Here is a 19038-nt window from a genome sequence, read left to right on the forward strand (position 1 = left end):
CGCCCGCAACGCCGTCGAGCAGCCTGATCGCTCACGTCTCTCCAGGGACAGCGCCCCGGCGTGTCGGCGGGATTCTGGGGATTTGCCCCGGTACTTTTGGGCGGATCGCCGGGGTGACCGGTCAAGTCGGCACGATCTACCCCTGTGGTCTGGTGGAATCTAGTGCTGTGAGTGGTCAGACCTGGCGGTTGGTGCGACGTGGGGGCGGCGGGCCTGTTGCGGCCCCTGTGCTCGACGAGCACCAGCGCGCGGTGGTCGAGCACGGGAGCGGGCCGCTGCTCGTCCTCGCGGGGCCCGGCACGGGGAAGACCACCACGATCGTGGAGTCCGTGGTCGACCGGATCGAGCGGCGCGGCGTCGATCCCGAGCGGGTGCTCATCCTCACCTTCAGCCGCAAGGCCGCCGGCGAGCTGCGAGAGCGCGTCACCGCGCGGCTGCGGCGCACGACCCGCACCCCGCTCGCGCTGACCTTCCACAGCTACGCCTACGCGCTGCTGCGCCGCGAGGCGGTGCTGGCGGGCGAGGTCCCGCCGCGCTTGCTGACCGGCCCCGAGCAGCTGCTGGAGATCCGGCGGCTGCTGCACGGCGAGCTGGAGGACGGCGCCCGCGCCTGGCCTGTCTCGCTGCGCGAGCCGCTGAAGACCCGCGGTTTCGCCGAGGAACTCCGCGACTTCCTGGCCCGCGCGGAGGAGCGCGGCCTCGACGGCGAGCGCCTGGTCGCGCTCGGCAGGCGGCACGGCAGGGCCGACTGGGTGGCGGCCGGCCACTTCTCCGAGCGCTACCAGGTCCGCTTCGACCTGGACCCGGAGCCGTCGCTCGACTACGCCGAGCTGATCAGGGCCGCGGCCGGGGTGCTCGCCGATCCCGAGGTACGCAGGCGGGAGCGGGCCGCGCACGACGTGGTGTTCGTGGACGAGTACCAGGACACCGACCCGTCACAGGAGTTCCTGCTGCAGCAACTCGCCGGCGACGGCCGTGACCTGGTGGCCGTCGGCGACCCTGACCAGTCGATCTACGGCTTCCGAGGCGCGGACGTCCGCGGAATCCTGAAATTCCCGGAACGCTTCCGCACCCGCGACGGCAGGGACGCCCCGGTGATGGCGCTGCGCGTGTGCCGCCGCAGCGGTCCCGACCTGCTGGAGGCGTCCCGCCGCGTCGCCGCCCGCCTGCCTGCCGCGCCCCTGCCCGACCCCGTGGGAGAGCGCGCGAGGGTCCACGGGCACAGGGAGCTGCTGCCCGGCGACGGGGTCGAGGCGGGCGAGGTGCGCGTGCTGCTGGCCGACAGCACCAGCCAGGAGGCCGCCATCGTCGCCGACACGCTGCGCCGGGCCCACCTGATCGACGGGGTGCCGTGGCACCGGATGGCGGTGCTGGTGCGGTCCGCCTCCAGGCAGGTGCCGCTGCTGCGGCGGGCGCTGGTCAGCGCCGGGGTGCCGACCATGGTGGCGGGTGACGAGGTGCCCATCGCCCAGGAGCCGGGGGTGCGTCCCCTGCTGACGATGCTCAGGGTCGCGCTCGACCCCCGCGAGCTGGACGAGGGGGTGGCCGAGGAACTGCTCACCGGCCCTCTCGGAGGCACCGACATGATCGGCGTCCGCCGCCTGCGGCGAGCCCTGAAGATCGCCGAGAACGAGGCACTGGACCCCGGGGAGGAGCAGGAGACGCTGGGCTTCGCGGCGCGCTCGTCCGGAGAGCTGCTGGTGGCGGCCGTGAAGGACGCCCGCGAGCTGACCCGCGTCGAGCCGCACGTGGCGCTGCCCGCCGAACGGGTCGCCAGGCTGCTGGGCACCGCCAGGGAGGCGTTGCGGGCGCAGGGCACCGCCGAGGACGCGCTGTGGGCCGTGTGGCAGGGCAGCGGGCTCGCCGAGCGCTGGACCGAGCTGAGCCTGGCCGGCGGCGCGCGGGGCGCGCAGGCCGACCGGGATCTCGACGCCGTGGTCGCGCTCTTCGACCACGCGGCCCGGTTCGTGGACCGCACACCCGGAGCGGGCGCCGAGGTGTTCCTCGACCATCTGGCGTCGCAGGAGATCCCCGGCGACACGCTGGCCGACCGGGCGCCCGACGGCGACGCCGTGCGGGTGCTGACCGCCCACCGCTCCAAAGGGCTGGAGTGGGACGTGGTCGTGGTCGCCGGCGTGCAGGAGGGCGTCTGGCCCGACCTGCGGCTGCGCGGGTCGATGCTGGGCGTGGAGGACCTCGTCGAGCTGCTCGAGGGGGCGGAGCCGAACGCGGCGTCGCTGGCGTCCAAGCTGCTGGCCGAGGAGCGCAGGCTGTTCTACGTGGCGGCCACGCGGGCCCGCCGCAGGCTGGTCGTGACCGCCGTCGGCGGCGAGGACACCGACGAACGCCCCTCCAGGTTCCTGACCGAGCTGATGCCGGGCGCGGTCGAGGCGGCCACCGGCGACGACCGGGCGCGCTGGCTGAGCATGTCGGCACTGGTGGCCGACCTGCGCAGCGCGGTGACCGACCCCACCAAACCGGCCATGGTCCGGCAGAAGGCCGCCAGGCAGCTCGCCAGGCTCGCCGCCGCCGGCGTCCAGGGCGCCCACCCGAACGACTGGTACGCGCTCACCCCGATCTCCGACGACCGCCCGCTGAGCTGGCCTGACGACATCGTGAGGATCTCCCCGTCCGCTGTGGAGAACTTCACCAAGTGCGGCCTGCGCTGGCTGCTGGAGACGGCCGTGGGCGCGGCCGGCACGAGCTCCGCCCAGGGCCTGGGCACGGTCATCCACGCGCTCGCCGTGCTGGCCGCCACCGACCTGCCCAGCGAGGACCTCCTCGGCAAGCGCCTGGACGAGATCTGGAACGAGCTGGACTTCGGCGGCGTCTGGTTCAACCGCAAGCAACGCCAGGTGGCCGAGCAGATGATCGGCAAGTTCCTGCGCTGGCACCAGGAGAACCCGCGCGAGCTGGTGGCCCTGGAGGAGGCGTTCACGGCCAGGGTCTCGGAGAACGTCGAGATCAAGGGCCGCGTCGACCGCGTCGAGCGCGACTCGGAGAACCGCGCGGTGATCATCGACCTCAAGACCGGCGGCTCCAAGCCCAGGCCGGGCGACCTCGGCCGGCACCCGCAGCTCGGCGTCTACCAGCTCGCCGCGCTGCTCGGCGCGTTCGCCAGGCACGGCATGACCGAGCCGGGCGGCGCCGCGCTGGTCCAGCTCGGCAAGGCCGCGGGCAAGAACGAGGCGCTGGAGCAGAAGCAGGGCGCCCTCGCCGACGACAAGGACCCCGGCTGGGCCAGAGACCTCGTCGACACCGTGGCGATCGGCATGTCGGGCCCGTTCTTCCAGGCCAAGGTCAACGACGGCTGCCGCACCTGCGCGGCCAAGGCGAGCTGCCCGGTCAACGACGGCGGGGGGCAGGTGTGCTGAGCCCCGAGGAGCTCGCGGGCAAGCTCGGCATCCTGCCGCCCACGCGCGAGCAGGCCGCCGTGATCGAGGCGCCGCTGGAACCGATGGTCGTCATGGCGGGCGCCGGCTCGGGCAAGAGCGAGACGATGGCCGGGCGGGTCGTCTGGCTGGTGGCCAACGGCCTGGTCAGGCCGGAGAACGTGCTGGGGCTGACGTTCACCCGCAAGGCCGCCGCCGAGCTGGCCACCCGCGTCAGGGAGCGGCTGAACGGCCTGGCGGAGGCCGGCCTGGTCGAGCCCGAGCTGCTCGACAACGAGCCGACCGTCTCCACGTATCACGCGTACGCCGCCCGCCTGGTCACCGACCACGCGCTGCGCGAGGCGCTGGAGCCGACCATGCGCCTGGTCACGCCCGCGGTCTCCTGGCAGCTCGCGTCGCGGGTGGTGGCGATGTACGACGGGCCGATGGACCGGATCGAGCTGGGTCCGCCGTCGGTCACGGCGGCCGTCCTGGAGCTCGCGGGCGAGCTGTCGGAGCACCTGCGCACGGCGTCCGACGTGCGGCGGGTGGGCGAGTGGCTGACAGGGATGCTCGACGGGCTGCCCGGCAGGACGACGATCGCCCAGCGCAGGCCCGTCACCGTCCAGGGGGCCAGGGAGCAGCTGCTGCCGCTGGTGGAGGCGTACGAGCGGCTCAAGCGCGGGCGCGAGGTGATCGACTACGGCGACCAGATGTCGCTCGCCGCCAGGATCGCCGCCAACCACAAGGAGGTCGGCGAGAGCGAGCGGTCCCGCTTCTCCGTGGTGCTGCTCGACGAGTACCAGGACACCAGCCACGCCCAGCTCGTCCTGCTGAGAAGCCTGTACGGCAACGGCCACCCGGTCACGGCGGTGGGCGACCCCTGCCAGTCGATCTACGGCTGGCGCGGTGCGTCCGCGGGCAACCTCCGCCGGTTCTCCCAGGATTTCCGCACGAATACCGGCGACCTCGCCCCGGTCAGGCAGCTCAGCGTCAGCTTCCGCAACGGCGACCGCGTCCTCGACGTCGCCGCCCGCGTCCAGCTGCCGCTCCGCATGGAGGCGCGCGAGGTCCCGGTCCTCGTGCCCGGGCCGAACCGGGTCGACAGGGGCCGCGTCACCTGCGCCTTCCACGAGACCGCCGAGGACGAGGCCCGATGGGTCGCCGAGGGCGTCGCCAGGATCCTCGGCCAGGAGGTCGCCCCCGACGGCCTCCCCTGGGGCGAGAAGGAGCGCAAGAAGACGCTCGCCCTCCAGCCGCAGGACGTCGCGATCCTGGCGCGCAAGCGGTCGCAGTTCCCCGCGCTGCGCAGGGCGCTCGAAGAGCGTGACATCCCGGTCGAGGTGGTCGGCCTGGGCGGGCTGCTGACCGTGCCCGAGGTCAGCGACATCGTGGCCACGCTCAGGGTGCTCTACGACCCGACGGCGGGAGACGCGCTGGCCAGGCTGCTGGCCGGGCCGCGCTGGCGCATCGGCCCCGCCGACCTGCGGGTGCTCGGCGAGTACGCCCGCGAGCTGACCCGCGAGACCCGTACCGGCGGGCGCGAGCAGGACCCGCTCGACCAGGTGGTCGCCGACCTGGCCGAGGAGCGCGGCAGCCTCGTCGACGCGCTCGACGAGCTGCCCGACCGCGAGGCGTGGCTGGAGTCCTTCTCGCCGCTGGCCAGGACCAGGCTGGTCGCGCTGGCCCAGGAGCTGCGCCAGCTCCGGATGCACACCGCCCAGCCGCTGCCCGACCTGATCACCGAGGTGGAACGCCGGCTCGGCCTGGACATCGAGGTGGCGGCCAGGGGCGGCGCGTCGGGCGCGTTCGCGGCCAGGGCCGACCTCGACGCCTTCCTCGACGCGGCGTCCAGGTTCGCGGGCGACGCCGAGGATCCCACGCTCGGCGCGTTCCTCGCCTACCTCGAGGCGGCCGAGAGCGAGGAGTTCGGGCTGGAGGCGGGCCGGGTCGGCGAGAGCAACAGCGTCAAGCTGATGACCGTGCACGCCTCCAAGGGCCTGGAGTGGCCGGTCGTGGTGGTGCCCGGCCTGTCGCAGCTCGTCACCTCCAAGGGGACGATCGCCACCGGCAGCATGTTCCCCGCCACGCCCGTCACCAACAGCCGCTGGACGGAGAACCCGCGCAAGCTCCCCTACCCGCTGCGCGGCGACGCCGCCGACCTGCCGCGGCTGGGCGGGCTGAGCAAGGAGCAGCTGGCCGCGTTCGACGAGAGCTGCCGCGACCGCGACCTGATGGAGGAGCGGAGGCTGGCCTATGTCGCCGTCACCCGCGCCCACTACCACCTGATCGCCTCCGGCTACCGCTGGGGGAGCGCGACCAAGCCGCTGGAGCCGTCCGACTTCCTGCTGGAGATCCGCGACACCGCCGACCGGGTCGCGTTCTGGGCGCCCGAGCTGGTGGAGGGGGCCGCGAACCCGCTGCTGGCCGAGCCCGCCGAGGCCACCTGGCCGGTCACGCCCGACGGGCTGCGGTACGAGTCGGTGCTCGACGGCGCCCGCCTGGTGGAGGCCGCGCTGGCGGGCACGCTGCCCGAGGCCGAGGACGAGCCGCTGCGCTCGTTCGAGGAGGAACGCGTCCGGGCCTGGGAGCGCGACACGGACCTGCTGCTGCGCGAGCGCGAGCTGAACAGGCGGCGCGGCTCGACGACGGTCGAGCTGCCGTCCAAGCTGACCGTCTCGTCGCTGGTCACGCTGGCCGCCGACGCCCGCGAACTGGCGCGCAGGATCCGCCGCCCGGTGCCGGGCAAGCCGGCCCCGCTGGCGCGGCGCGGCACGTCCTTCCACAAGTGGCTGGAGACGCGCTGGGACCAGCAGCGGCTGATCGACGACTTCGACCTGTTCGAGGACGAGCTGGAGGAGGCGGACGTCCGGCTGACGGAGCTGCAGGAGCGGTTCGAGGAGAGCGAGTGGGCCGAGCGCCGGCCGCTCGACCTGGAGGTGCCGTTCGAGACCATGATCGCCGACCGGCTGGTGCGCGGCCGGATGGACGCCGTCTTCGAGCTGCCCGACGGGCGCTACGAGGTCGTCGACTGGAAGACGGGCGAGCCGCCCAGGGGGAAGGCGGCCAGGGCCGCGTCCGTGCAGCTGGCGGCCTACCGGCTGGCCTGGGCGCACCTGGCGGGGGTGCCGCTGGAGCGGGTCGGCGCGGCCTTCCACTACGTGCGCGCGAACCGGACCGTCCGCCCGGTGAACCTGCTCGACGCGGACGGCCTGGTGGCCCTCGTCGAAGCGGTCCCCGCCGCCTCCTGAACGCGCGGCGCTCACGCACCCTCCCGAGTGCCGCACGCGGTGCCGGCCTCCTCCTGATCATCGGTACAGGTAGTGGAAGCGCGGTTTGGGATGCATCAGGAAGTCGTGGTGGGAGATGTTCCAGGCGTACGCCCCCGCCATCCCGAACACCACCGTGTCCCCCACCCGAACAGAAGTCCTGATATTTCGGGCGAAGACGTCCTTCGGGGTGCAGAGCTGGCCGACCAGGGTGACCGGCTCGTCCGTCACCCCCGGCCCGCCACCCGTGGGCAGCACCGTGAACGGCTGGTCGTGGCCCTTCGTCACCGGCGTACGCAGGTGATGGGTGCCGCCCAGGAGGATCGCGTACGCCTCGCCGTGCACCCGCTTCACGTCCACGACCCTGGTCACGTACGAGCCGCAGTACGCGGTCAGCGCCCTGCCGGGCTCGATGCGCACCCGCTGGCCCGCGCGGCGCAGCGCGGCCAGCCCGCCGCCGTACCCGGACCAGTCGAACCGGGCGCCGGGGTCGGCGTAGGAGACCGCCATCCCGCCGCCCAGGTTGACCTCGTCGTGGCCGATGTCCAGCAGGGTCGCCGCCAGCCGCAGGAGCTGGGGGGCGTCCAGGCCGCTGGCCAGATGGACGTGCAGACCGCGCAGCCGCACGCGGTCGGTGAACAGCGGCAGGCACTCCTGGACTCCCGCGTCGTCCATGCCGAACGGGCCGCTCATGGTGAGCGCCGCCCCCTCGACCGGCAGATCCGGGTTCATCCGGAGGAGCACGTCCGCGTCCCCGCCGGTCGCGAGGAGGCGGCGCAGCTCGTTCGGCGACTCCACGTGGATGCGGTGGTGCGGCAGGCGCAGCTCGTCGTCGGTCTTGCCGGGGCCGCCGAGGGCCAGCGGCCGGTCCGGGAACAGGGCGCTGACGTGCGCGTGCTCGCCGCCCGACGACACCTCGAAGCCGTCCACATGCCTGGCGAGCACGCGCAGCAGCTCGGCGTCCGGGTTGGCCTTGACGGCGTAGTACAGCTCGGTGCCGGCCAGCGCCCGCCGGACGTGCGCGGCGTGCTCGTCCAGCGCGGGCAGGTCGTAGACGTACGCGGGGACGTCCGGCAGGCGCACGGCGGCTTCGAGGACCCGGGGCGCGATCATGCGAGCGGGTTCGCGATCGGGACGTAACCGGCGGCCCGATCGGCGGCCCTCGACCAGCGCACGCCCAGGTTCGCCTTGGCCGGGAGCGGAGCGCCCGCGAGCAGGTCGGAGAGCGGCAGCGGCCGGCCGAGCGCGTCGGCCCGCGCGGCCAGGACGTCCCTGGCGACCAGCCACAGCTCGCGCAGCAGCGCGTCGTCGTCGCCCGCCACGGTGGCGGCGATCTCCGTCAGGTGGTTGACGAGCAGGCAGTAGACGACCCTGGCCCAGCCGCGCTCCGCGTCGTAGGTGAGGGATTCGGCCACCCTCGGGTGCAGGCCGGCGAGGTCGTGGCGGCCGGCGACCAGCTTGGCGCCCTCCAGGTCGCGGAAGACCGCCTCGACGGGCAGCCCGGAGGGGTCCAGCCCCACCAGGACGTTCTGCAGGTGCGGCTCCAGGACCACGCCGTGCCTGAAGAACAGCTCGAGGACGGGTGGCGCCACCGCCGAGACGTACGCCGACCACCAGGCCAGCGGGTCCCAGGGCGGCGTGCCGAGGGCCAGCGCCCCGGCCAGGACGGGCGTGACGCCGGGGGAGCAGACCGTCCACGGGCTCGCGCGGACGATCACGCTGAGCCCTTCGAGCAGGCGGGAGCCGAGCGCGGCCGACCGGTACCCGGGCTCGGGCAGCCAGCGCGCGCCGGGGAACCTGCCGGACAGCTCCTCGAAGACCGGGGTCAGCCGCGAGGTGAGCTCCACCGCGCCCGCCAGCTCGTACCAGGCGTTCTTCCGCACGCAGTTCGTGATCCGGACGTCCAGGCTGAACTTCAGGCAGGACTCGGCGTCGGGGGCGTACACGGTCCTGACGGACGAGGTCGGCGCCACGACGGGCCCCGGCCCCAGGTCGACCAGCTCCACCCCGAAGGCCGGGCGCAGCAGGCCGAGCTGCCACGGGTGTGCGGGCAGCAGCCGGTACCCCGTCGGCGCCTCGCCGAGCTTGTCGAGCGCCGACGCGTCCCCCTCCTCGGCGAGCACGTCCTCCCGGACGCCGAGCAGCCGCACGGGGAACTCGGCGTGCGCCTCAGGCGCGTAGCGCAGCCAGCCGTCCCCGCCGCGCGCCTTGGGGCTCGGGTGGAACGCGTGCCCGTAGACCAGCGCCTGCTCCGACGCCAGCCACGGGTCGGCGGGCGGCGTCGCGTCCGCCCTGGCCCGCAGGATCGCGGCCACCGCGTCCCTGGACGCCGCCACCTGCCCGGCGAACTCCGGATTGGCCGGCGCGGGCACATCGAGCTCCGCGCTGGACGGCGCCGGCACGGCGAGCTCCGCGCCGGGCGGCGACGGCCGGTCGGACAGGGCGGCCTCCGCCAGCTCCACCAGCTCGCCGGACGTCAGCGGCTGCCAGGCGCCCCGCTCCAGCCGCTCCGGCGGACCGTCGAAGCGCAGCGCGGCGCCGCCGCTCGTCCGGACCCGCAGCAGCGTGCCCGCGACCCGCAGCAGCAGGTAGGGAGGCGCGGGCCACACCAGGCCGCGCGGCCCCGCCACCTCCCGCACGCAGCAGCGCAGCAGGGCCGCCAGCGTCGCCTCCTCGGCCAGCGCGGCAGGCGAGTCGAGGACCAGTCCGTGCATTCAAGCTCTCCTCAGGTAGTTGGGCCCGCTGGTGCCGTAGAACTTGTTGACGTCACGCGCGCCGGAGCGCTCCTTGGTCATCAGGGTCCCGGCGGTGATCATGGATTTGCCGGTGAGCCTGGCGGCGTCCAGCGTCCTGGCGCGCAGGAGCCGGGCCATCGGGTCGTCGCCGTGCTCGGCCAGCGCGTCCGACAGCGTGTCGCGCAGCAGCGCGGCGGCCTCGGCGTGCGGCAGCGCCCCGAACACGACCGCGGCGGCGGCCAGGTGCAGCGTGATGGTCACGAACACGTCGGCCAGCGCGTGCGGGTCGTCGGTCAGCATCCGCTCGTCGGCGAAGTCCGGCACCGTGACGCCCGCCGCGGCCAGCCGCGCGGGGGAGGCCAGGAGACCGTCGTTGTCCTTGACGAGCAGCTTCATGCCGCCGTCCGCGAAGACCAGCGACAGGTTCTGCTGGTGCGCCTCCAGCGCCACGCCGTACCACACGAACAGCCGGACGTTCCAGCGCAGCAGGATCCGCAGGTAGGCGGGCAGCACGTCCCCCAGCTCTGTCAGCACCCCCGGCGCGTTGAGCGCGGCGACCGGCACGATCCTCCCCTCGGGGAGCCTTCTGACCATCCAGGCGAGGAACTCGTGCCCGGCGTGCGCGAACGTCTGCTCGTCGGCGACCAGCACGTCCGGGTCGGCCAGCTCACGCAGCAGCAGCTCGGCCCGCGCGCCGTCGTGCAGCGTGCCCGGCTTGATCGTGCGGCGGTTGCGCGCGCCGAGCGTGCTGGTGGGCAGGGGCAGCTTGAGGTGCGTGCGGGAGTCGATCTCCACCGTCCGCATGGAGAGCGTCGGACGCACCCGCAGCCGCTCGCCGTCGAGGACCCGCGCGACCTTCCGCACCTCGCCCACGGCCAGCGGGTGAACGGGAAACAGCGCCTCCCCGGCCCCCAGGTCCCCCCAGAAGGCCGCGCAGGCCGACCCCGGCACCAGCATGCCCTGGGGGACGACGGCCCATCTCAGCTCGAACGAGGGCGCGAACTCCGGCGCGTACGCCAGCAGCTCGCCCGCCGACAGGCCCGGCCGCGCCCGGGACGTCGGATAGACCGGATGATCCACGAACGCCGCCCGCGACTCGTAGGACGGCCGCCTGGCCAGCACCTCCGGCAGGTGCGCGTCGTGCAGCTCCAGGGCGGTCAGCGCGGCGGCGCACTCCTCGGAGAACGCCGCCACCCCTTCCGCGTCGGCCGGGTCCGCGACCTCGGCCAGCGTGCCGAGCACCGCGCCCAGGTCCAGCCGCTCCTCCGGCGCGACCACGAAGTCCTGGAACAGCGTCCCGGGCGCCAGCCGCACCCTCCTCCCACCGGCCAGGACCAGCGCCACGCCGTCCTTGCTCCTGGTCACCCGCGACGACAGCCGCCCGTAGTCCTCCCGCAGCAACGCGTCGAGCACCCTGGCGGCCAGGTACGCCTCCCGCGTCATTCGACGACCCACGGCCGGGCGGCGCGGTAGGAGTCGATGGCGGCGTCCACCAGAGCCCTGTCGGGGCCGACGGCCCGGATCACGCCCAGGTAGTCGCGGTTCGTGTGCGTCTTGCGGACCGGATCGCCCGCCGCCCGCAGCGGCCGGTGCCAGAGCGTGACGCCGCCCGAGACCAGCTTCTCCGGCCCCGGCGCGGACGTGATCGTCCCCGACCGGTCGGCGACGAGGCTGACCGCGCTGCCGTGCCGCGTCACGTCCGGCACGACGGGCGCGGGCTCGCCCAGGTGCACCCGCAGGATCCACTCGAACAGCGGCACCCCGAGCACGTCCGCGAGCAGGAAGTCGCAGTGGTCGCCGATCACCCGGTAGTTCACCTCGACGAGACGCGGCCCGCCGGGCGTGACGACGTACTCGGTGTGGCAGGCTCCGAACCCCGCCCCGAGCGCCTCCAGGGCGGCCAGGACGTGCTCGTGCGGGCCGTCCGTAGCCCAGTCGAGCCGTTCCTCGACGAAGTGCGGCAGCGGCCCGAGCGTGGTGCGGAACCCGCCGAGCACCCGGATCCCGGACGCGTCGCCGAGGGTCTCCAGCGTCCGCAGCGGGCCCTCCAGGTACTCCTCCACGACCAGCGCCTCGCCCGGCCGCCGCCTCCTGACCTCCGCGACGGCCCCGGCCAGGTCCCGCTCGACCAGCAGCACGTCCTCGCTGGCCACCCCCTCGCGGGGCTTGACCACCAGGGGATAGGGCAGGTCCTGCGGCACCGGGTCCTCCGGCGCGAGCCGTACCGACCGGACGTGCTCCACCCCGGCGTCGGCGAGCGCGCGCCGCATCAGGAACTTGTTCTTGGCCGCCAGACAGGCCCGCCAGTCCTTGCCCGGCAGCCCGAAGTAGGCCGCGGCCAGCGCGGTCTCGGCCTGCAGGTGGTCGGAGTTGGAGAAGATCGCGGCGGGACGTCCCAGGTGGGCGATGGCGTCGATCAACGCCCTCGGGTCGCGGACATCGCACCTGACCGCGTCCGGATGCTGCTCGGGCCGGTCGGTGAGGATCGTCACGTCGGCGCCCAGAGCGCGGGCGGCGGGCAGGAAGCCGTCGGTCACCGAGTCCGTCGGCTTGAGCGCGGTGAGGTAGAGCCGCAACGGCGAGACACCCCCGAGTAGGTAAGGCTAACCTAAGCCGCTGATCCTAGCCGCTCGACGATCACCACGCCGCCCATGCTCTGTAATGGGCGGCTCACTCGCAGGTCATAGGATGTCGGGGGATCTGGAAAGGGTGGGGCCCGTGGAGACGAGCACGGAAGAACAACTCATCGGCCCGCTGCTCCTGGCGCGCGGCACCATCGACAGGTCGTCGGCGCTGCGCGCCGACAACGGCTGGCTGGAACGTGCCTGGAACGACCCCGCCACCAGGGTTCTGGTCATCGACGACGGCCGCACGCTGGTCAGAAAGGTCGGCGACGAGGTCGGGGCGGTGCTGCTCACCACGGCCGAGGCGCCGCCCGGAGAGCGCTACCTGCTGGGCGTCGACGACGGCGTCGCCTACTTCGCGGTGGCCGCGTCCCTGCCGGGGGTGCCGGCGGGCGACGTCCACGGCCGCGTGACGATCCCGATGAGCCTGGGTGACACGCCGGAGGGCGAGGTCGTCGCGGCGGGGCTGCGCCAGGTGGGCGGCCTGCTCGGCGACCGCGACGCCGGCCTGCTGGTCTACGCGGTGGCGCTGGAGGCGTGGCACACCACCCACGAGTACTGCCCGCGCTGCGGCGCCCGCACGGACGTCGAGGCGGGCGGGCACATCCGGGTCTGCCCCCGCGACGGCAGCCAGCACTTCCCGCGCGTCGACCCCGCCGTGATCATGCTGGTCCGCGACGACGACGACCGCTGCCTGCTCGCCCGTGGCCCCCAGTGGCCGCAGGGGCGCCTGTCGATCCTCGCCGGATTCGTCGAGCCGGGGGAGTCGCTGGAGCACGCGGTGGTGCGCGAGGTGGCGGAGGAGGTCGGCGTCGAGGTGGTCAACCCGCGCTACCTCGGCAGCCAGCCCTGGCCGTTCCCGCGCAGCCTCATGCTCGGCTTCTTCGCCCGGGCCGTCACCACCACGCTGACCCCCGACGCCGAGGAGATCGCCGAAGCCCGCTGGTTCAGCAGGGCGGAGCTGGCGGAGGCGCTGCGATCAGGCGAGGTGCGCCTCCCACCGCCGGTCTCGATAGCCCGCCGCCTCATCGAAACCTGGTACGGCGCCCCTCTCGCCGGAGACTGGTGAATCCTGTCACCGTAAGTAAAGACAGCGATGCGTCAGGTGATGGCGAAGTAGGGTCGCGGCCATGGATGAATCGCGTCTCGATGAAATCGTGGAGCGGGAGAGCCGGAAACTCGCCATCCAGTACGCCGCTCACGAAGTGCGGATGGATGACATCTTCCGAGGCTACGAACGACGTGTCATCAAGGCGTTGACCGACGCCATCGCCGCCGCCGTGGCCGAGATCAAGGAGGCGGCTCGAGGAGCCGCGCCCCCTGGTGATGTCCGAGGGGGCGCAACCTTCACAGCCCGTCAGGCGGCGTTCTCCAGGAGGGCCTTGACCTCGAGCACCGACGGGTTGGTGCGCACGACGCGCCCGTTGGGGGTCTCGATGACGACGGTCGGCACCGTCTGGTTGCCGTTGTTGACGCTCATCACGAAATCGGCCGCATCCGGGTTCCGCTCGATGTCGACCTCCGCGAAGCTGATGCCCTCGCGCGTGAGCTGAGCCTTGAGCCGCTTGCAGGGGCCGCACCAGGTGGTGCTGTAGACGGTGAGCGCCATGTCGGGGATTCCCTCCAAGGTCAGAGAACGGGCGCTCGTTCCAACATGCCGAAGCCCCCGGTAATTCCTAACCGATCCGCTCGGCGATCCACTGCTGCACGCGCTCGGCCACGCCGGGCTCGCGATACAGCAGGGAGCTGTGCGCGACACCGGGCGCCGTGAAGATGGTGACGGGCACGCCGACCTGGCCCAGCGTCTGCTTGAGCAGCTGGCTCTGCTGCGGCGGCACGAACTCGTCCTGCGAGTGGACGGTCAGCATCGGGGCGTCCTTGCGGCTGGAGTGCCAGGCCACCTCCATGCTGGCCCACACCCGCGAGCACTTGCCCTTGGGCTCGCACCCCCCGGCGAGCCGGATCGCCGACGCCCTGAGCTTGCGCTTGTACGGGTCGGTGGTGGCCAGGCCGTCGGTGTACGCCCGCAGCGGCGAGATGATCGGCGAGAGGCCGACGACGCCCTTGAGCCCGTTCATCCCGTTCCCGTACGTGCCGACCGCGGCCGCGATGTGCCCGCCCGCCGAGAAGCCCACCACGACGTAGTTGCCGGGGTCGAAGGACCAGCGGTCGGCGTGCTTGCGGGCCGTGGCGATGGCGGCCAGCGCGTCGGTGCGCTGCGCGGGCCAGGCGGCGTCGCCCGAGAGCCGGTAGTTCAGGTTGAAGACCGTGTACCCGAGGTCGGCGTAGCTACGGGTGATCGACGACATGCTCTTCTTGTCGCCGCTGGACCACCAGCCGCCGTGGATGAGGAAGACGCCGGGACGCCGCGTGCCGTCGGGGGTCCACCAGACGTCCATGTTCTGGCGGCGGTGCGTGCCGTACACGACCGTCTCGACGGCCAGGCCGCCGAGCCCGTTGGGGTCGGTCGGGGTGGTCGCCGTCGGCCCGGGTGACGGGTCCTTGGACGCGTGCGCGGTCACCGGTGTGAACGCGACGGCAGCGAGCGCGAGAACGCTCAAGGAAACCGCAGTGCGCACGGCCTTCCCTTCCCCCCATGCAGATGGTCGGCCCCATTGTGGGGGAGGAGACCAGATCTTTGCATCTCGGTGACGATGAACATACAACGGGCGGCATGTTGCCAGAATGGAGCCCTTCACCGCCACCTGCTGGGAGGATGTACAGGTGAACAGCGTGGACGACGTCCTGGCCGGCCTCGACCCCGAGCAGCGCGCGGTCGCCGAGGCCGTGCGCGGGCCCGTCTGCGTGCTCGCGGGCGCGGGGACGGGCAAGACCAGGGCGATCACCCACCGCATCGCCCACGCTGTGCTCAGCGGCGCCGTCGAGGCGCGGAGCGTGCTGGCGGTGACGTTCACCACTCGCGCGGCGGGTGAGCTCAGGCAGCGGCTGCGCGCGCTCGGCGCTCCCGGCGTGCAGGCGCGCACGTTCCACGCGGCGGCGCTGCGGCAGCTCACCTACTTCTGGCCCAGGGTGATCGGGGGCGAGGCGCCCTCGGTGATCGAGTCCAAGCTGCCGGTGCTGGTCGAAGCCTGCCGCCACATCCGGAAAAATCCGGATCGGTCCGAGCTGCGGGACATCGCGGCGGAGGTCGAGTGGGCCAAGGTCAGCCAGATCGGCCCGGAAGACTACGTCGCGGCGGCGGCCAAGTTCGGCCGGACCCCTCCCGTGGCCGCCGAGGAGGTGGCCCGCCTCTACGAGGCGTACGAGCGGATCAGACGCGAGCGCCACCTGGTCGACTTCGAGACCATCCTGGAGCTGACCGCCGCGGTGATGACCGAGCACCAGGAGGTGGCGGCGCAGATCCGCCAGCAGTACCGCTACTTCGTCGTCGACGAGTACCAGGACGTCAACCCGCTGCAGAAGCTCCTGCTCGACACCTGGCTGGGCGGGCGCGACGACCTGTGCGTGGTCGGCGACCCCAACCAGACCATCTACTCCTTCACCGGCGCCAGCCCCCGCTACCTGACCGGGTTCACCGTCGAGCACCCCGACGCCGCGGTGATCAAGCTGGTCCGCGACTACCGCTCCACCCCGCAGGTCGTCGACCTCGCCAACCTGGTCATCGCCAAGGCCCGCTCGCCGCACCGGCTGGATCTCGTCGCCCAGCGTCCCGACGGTCCCAAACCGGTCTTCCAGGAGCACGACGACGAGCCGGCCGAGGCCGCCGGGGCCGCTCGCGCGATCAGGAAGCTGCTCGACCAGGGCGTGCCCTCGCGGGAGATCGCGATCCTGTTCCGCATCAACTCCCAGTCGGAGGCGTACGAGGAGGCCCTGTCCAAGGCCGGCATCCCGTACGTCCTGCGCGGCGCGGAGCGCTTCTTCGAACGTCCGGAGGTGCGCCAGGCCGTGGTGCTGCTGCGCGGGGCCGCCAGGTCGGCGGCCGGTGAGCCGTTGGCCTCGGAGGTCCACCACATCCTGTCGGGCATCGGCCTGACCCCCAACGCGCCCGGCGGCGGCAAGGCCCGCGAGAAGTGGGAGTCGCTGAAGGCGCTGGCCGATCTGGCGGAGGACATGGCCACCGAGGGTGCCGACCTGCAGCACTACGTCGCCGAGCTGGAGCGCCGCGCGTCCGAGCAGCACGCGCCGCCCGTCGAGGGCGTCACGCTCGCGTCCCTGCACGCCGCCAAGGGCCTGGAGTGGGACTCCGTCTTTCTCGTCGGTCTCACCGACGGCATGATGCCGATCATCTACGCCGAGACCCCCGAGCAGATAGAGGAGGAACGCCGCCTCCTCTATGTCGGCATCACCAGGGCGCGCGAGCACCTGTCGCTGTCGTGGGCGCTGGCACGGGCTCCGGGCGGGCGCAAGGGCCGCCGCCCGTCCCGCTTCCTCGACGGCCTCACGGGCCGTCCCGCCTCCTCGCCCCGCGTGGCCGCGCCCGCCCGCGAACGCCGGCAGCCGGCGGCCCCCGTGAGCTGCCGCGTCTGCGCCAGAACCCTGGTCGTGGCGGCCGAGCAGAAACTGGGCCGCTGTTCCACCTGCCCGGCCGACTACGACGAGGCCCTCCTGGAAGGCCTCAAGGCGTGGCGCACCGCCACCGCCAAGGAGGCCAAGGTCCCCCCGTACGTCGTCTTCACCGACGTGACACTCCAGGCCATCGCCGAACGCGTCCCCACGACCGAACAAGCCCTGCTCGCGATAGCCGGAATCGGCAGGACCAAGCTCGACAAGTACGGCGAAGCCGTCCTCGCCCTCTGCCGCACCGCCACCTGACCGATAGGTCGGGTTTGGTAGTCGAAGGGCGGCACGCCAAACTTGTCGGCATACGGTTATCGCAAGGGGGACCTGTGAACGAGGCGCTGAAGGAGCTGCTCGACCTGCTCGACCTCGAGCAGATCGAGCTCGACATCTTCCGCGGACGCAGCCCCGAAGAGCGCATCCAGCGCGTCTTCGGTGGTCAGGTCGCCGCCCAGGCGCTCGTCGCCGCAGGCCGCACGGTTTCGTCCGACAGGAACGTGCACTCGCTGCACGCCTACTTCATCAGGCCGGGCGACCCCTCGATCCCGATCGTCTACAACGTCGAGAGGGTCCGCGACGGACGCTCGTTCGCCACGCGCCGGGTCGTGGCGGTCCAGCACGGCAAGGCGATCTTCACGATGTCGGCGTCGTTCCACGTCCTGGAGGACGGCGTGGCGCACCAGGCGTCGGTGATGCCCACCGTCCCCGACCCCGAGACGCTGTCCTCGTTCCAGGACCGCATGTTCGAGCTGGTCGGCGACGCGCCCGAATACCGCGACTGGCTGTCACGCCCGCGTCCGGTCGACGCCCGCTACGCCTCGCCGCTGACCTGGGAGGCCTACCGCGACCCGGCCCTGCGCAGCGCCCAGACCAACGTCTGGTTCCGCTACGACGCCGAGCTGCCCGACGACCCGCTGCTGCACGTCGTGCTGGCCGCCTACGCCTCCGACTTCACGCTGGTCGACACGATACTGCTGGCGCACGGCATGGCCTGGGGCGCCTCGAACATCATGGGCGCCTCCCTCGACCATGCCATGTGGTTCCACCGGCCGTTCAGAGCCGACGACTGGCTGCTCTACGCGCAGGAGTCCCCCTGGTCCGGGGGAGCGCGGGGACTCGCTCGCGGTGAGATGTTCACCGCGTCGGGTGACCTCGTCGTCTCCGTCGTCCAGGAGGCGATGATTCGTGTGATGAAGTAGCGAAATCGCAGGTAGAAAATATGTTGCCCGTCCTAGGGTTCCCGGTTTAGGGTCATGGTCAAGCGAGTCGGGCAGCACTGTCCGACGATCCCAGAGTGGAGGTGAGTCCAAGTGAGAAGCATCAAGATGCCGGCCACGCAGTGGCTCGCTTCCGCATGCCGTAACTCGGTCAGGCTCGTCGATGGGCCGGCCAAGCTCCGGCAGGAGAAGTCTGCCCGCAGCCAGGCCGCCGCCTACGCGCACGCCCACTTCGGCGCCAGCGCCTTCAGCGCACCTGTCTTCATCGCAGGCGCCGAACTGCCGACCCAGCAGAGCCCCAAGGGTGGACTGCGCGGTCCGCATCCCTGGAGGGATGTACCGGTCATAACCTGACCGGCAACAAGCCTCCAGGCCGCGGATCCGCAGACAGGATCCGCGGCCTCTTTGTTTGTCCGTGATCCCCGACCACCCACGAGGTGCCCGACCAAGATCAAATAGTTCGATCAAAAGGAGAACGCAGATGGGGGCGAAGACGATCATGGACCTGATCGACGAAGCCAAGATCCCCTGCCGTACCGACCCTGACCTGTGGTTCGCCGAGTCGCCCGAGGACGTCGAGTTCGCGAAGGCGCTCTGCAGCGGCTGCCCCATCCAGAAGGCCTGCCTGGCCCGCGCGCTCGAGCGCGAGGAGCCATGGGGCGTCTGGGGCGGCGAACTGATCCTCAGGGGAACCATCGTTCCTCGCAAGCGTCCGCGCGGCCGTCCGCGCAAGCACCCGGTCGCTGCCTGAACACCGCACCTTCAACCAGAAAGCAGACAGACAGATGAGCACCATGTCCCAGAGGAGCCTCGCAGTGCCGCATCTTTACCATGACCTGGTGAATGACCGAATACAAACGCTCCACCGTGAGGCGGAGGAGCAACGCCTCGCCGCGCGCATCCGGCGCGTGCAGCGGGCGCGGCGCCAGGTCCAGCGGGCCAACGACCGTCTCCGCAGGGTCCTGAGCCAGGAACTCTGACGCGGGAGATCCTGCCGCCGGCGCAGGATCTCCCCGTCAGGCATCCCCTCCACGCCCTGATCGGGATCCCCCTTCTTGGGACCCGCTTCCAGATCTTCGACGAGCACCAGCGGGCCGAGCGCACTTCCTGCGCCCGGCCCGCTGCCGTTTCCTCTTCCTCGTCCAGGCGCGGGAGAACGACATCCGCGCCCGGGTGGACCAGTGGAACAACGACCCGAAACCATTCATTCGTCTGGACCAAGACCGCGAAGGAGATCCTCGAATCCCGCGCTAAACTGCCGACGAATTTTGCATGACACCAGTGCAGCGACCGTAAACGTCCAC

General features: G+C 72.3%; 14 protein-coding genes. 8 read left to right on the forward strand and 6 right to left on the reverse strand.

Annotated features, from left to right (window positions below):
- Positions 1 to 167: 167 nt before the first annotated feature.
- Positions 168 to 3374, forward strand: a complete 3207-nt coding sequence (locus ABT294_RS37875; protein ID WP_350811233.1) for an ATP-dependent helicase — start codon at positions 168 to 170, stop codon at positions 3372 to 3374.
- Positions 3368 to 6622 (forward strand): ATP-dependent helicase, encoded by a 3255-nt coding sequence (locus tag ABT294_RS37880; protein WP_350811234.1) that lies wholly within the window; start codon positions 3368 to 3370, stop codon positions 6620 to 6622. Before ABT294_RS37875 ends, ABT294_RS37880 begins: the two co-directional genes overlap by 7 nt.
- Before the next feature lie 57 nt (positions 6623 to 6679).
- Here the strand turns inward: ABT294_RS37880 and ABT294_RS37885 are convergent, their stop codons facing one another.
- Genes ABT294_RS37885 through ABT294_RS37900 form a run of 4 tightly spaced genes read right to left on the reverse strand, consistent with a single transcriptional unit; the run spans position 6680 to position 11951 of the window.
- Entirely contained in the window at positions 6680 to 7753 is a 1074-nt protein-coding gene (locus ABT294_RS37885; protein ID WP_350811235.1) for a type III PLP-dependent enzyme domain-containing protein, read from the reverse strand.
- Entirely contained in the window at positions 7750 to 9354 is a 1605-nt protein-coding gene (locus ABT294_RS37890; protein WP_350811236.1) for an IucA/IucC family protein, read from the reverse strand. Before ABT294_RS37890 ends, ABT294_RS37885 begins: the two co-directional genes overlap by 4 nt.
- Positions 9355 to 10818 (reverse strand): IucA/IucC family protein, encoded by a 1464-nt coding sequence (locus ABT294_RS37895; RefSeq protein ID WP_350811237.1) that lies wholly within the window; start codon positions 10816 to 10818, stop codon positions 9355 to 9357.
- Entirely contained in the window at positions 10815 to 11951 is a 1137-nt protein-coding gene (locus tag ABT294_RS37900) for a siderophore biosynthesis protein (protein WP_350811238.1), read from the reverse strand. The genes ABT294_RS37895 and ABT294_RS37900 overlap by 4 nt, the downstream gene beginning before the upstream one ends.
- 142 nt (positions 11952 to 12093) lie before the next feature.
- Here ABT294_RS37900 and nudC point away from each other — a divergent pair, with 142 nt between their 5' ends.
- Positions 12094 to 13068, forward strand: coding sequence for an NAD(+) diphosphatase (gene nudC, locus ABT294_RS37905; RefSeq protein WP_350811239.1), 975 nt, complete (start codon positions 12094 to 12096; stop codon positions 13066 to 13068).
- 288 nt (positions 13069 to 13356) lie between these two features.
- Here nudC and ABT294_RS37910 read toward each other — a convergent pair whose 3' ends face one another.
- Both ABT294_RS37910 and ABT294_RS37915 read right to left on the reverse strand, forming a co-directional pair.
- Positions 13357 to 13608, reverse strand: coding sequence for a glutaredoxin family protein (locus ABT294_RS37910; RefSeq protein ID WP_350811240.1), 252 nt, complete (start codon positions 13606 to 13608; stop codon positions 13357 to 13359).
- Positions 13609 to 13675: 67 nt separating this feature from the next.
- On the reverse strand, positions 13676 to 14560 hold the full coding sequence (locus ABT294_RS37915; RefSeq protein WP_350811241.1) for an alpha/beta hydrolase: 885 nt from the start codon (positions 14558 to 14560) through the stop codon (positions 13676 to 13678).
- A gap of 124 nt (positions 14561 to 14684) precedes the next feature.
- Here ABT294_RS37915 and ABT294_RS37920 point away from each other — a divergent pair, with 124 nt between their 5' ends.
- From ABT294_RS37920 to ABT294_RS37940, 5 genes are all read left to right on the forward strand, one after another.
- Entirely contained in the window at positions 14685 to 16772 is a 2088-nt protein-coding gene (locus ABT294_RS37920; RefSeq protein ID WP_350811242.1) for an ATP-dependent DNA helicase UvrD2, read from the forward strand.
- Positions 16773 to 16846: 74 nt separating this feature from the next.
- Positions 16847 to 17716: an acyl-CoA thioesterase II gene (gene tesB / locus ABT294_RS37925; protein ID WP_350811243.1), complete on the forward strand. Its 870-nt coding sequence runs from the start codon at positions 16847 to 16849 to the stop codon at positions 17714 to 17716.
- Between the two features lie 111 nt (positions 17717 to 17827).
- A complete protein-coding gene (locus tag ABT294_RS37930) occupies positions 17828 to 18088 on the forward strand; it encodes a hypothetical protein (RefSeq protein ID WP_350811244.1) in 261 nt (86 codons plus the stop codon).
- 127 nt (positions 18089 to 18215) lie between these two features.
- Positions 18216 to 18485 carry a WhiB family transcriptional regulator gene (locus ABT294_RS37935; protein ID WP_350811245.1) on the forward strand — a complete coding sequence of 90 codons (270 nt, stop codon included), beginning with the start codon at positions 18216 to 18218 and terminating at the stop codon, positions 18483 to 18485.
- A gap of 88 nt (positions 18486 to 18573) precedes the next feature.
- Positions 18574 to 18714: a hypothetical protein gene (locus ABT294_RS37940; protein WP_350811246.1), complete on the forward strand. Its 141-nt coding sequence runs from the start codon at positions 18574 to 18576 to the stop codon at positions 18712 to 18714.
- Positions 18715 to 19038 lie beyond the last annotated feature (324 nt).

It is taken from the genome of Nonomuraea sp. NPDC000554 (assembly GCF_040300065.1).
Taxonomy (GTDB): Bacteria; Actinomycetota; Actinomycetes; order Streptosporangiales; family Streptosporangiaceae; genus Nonomuraea.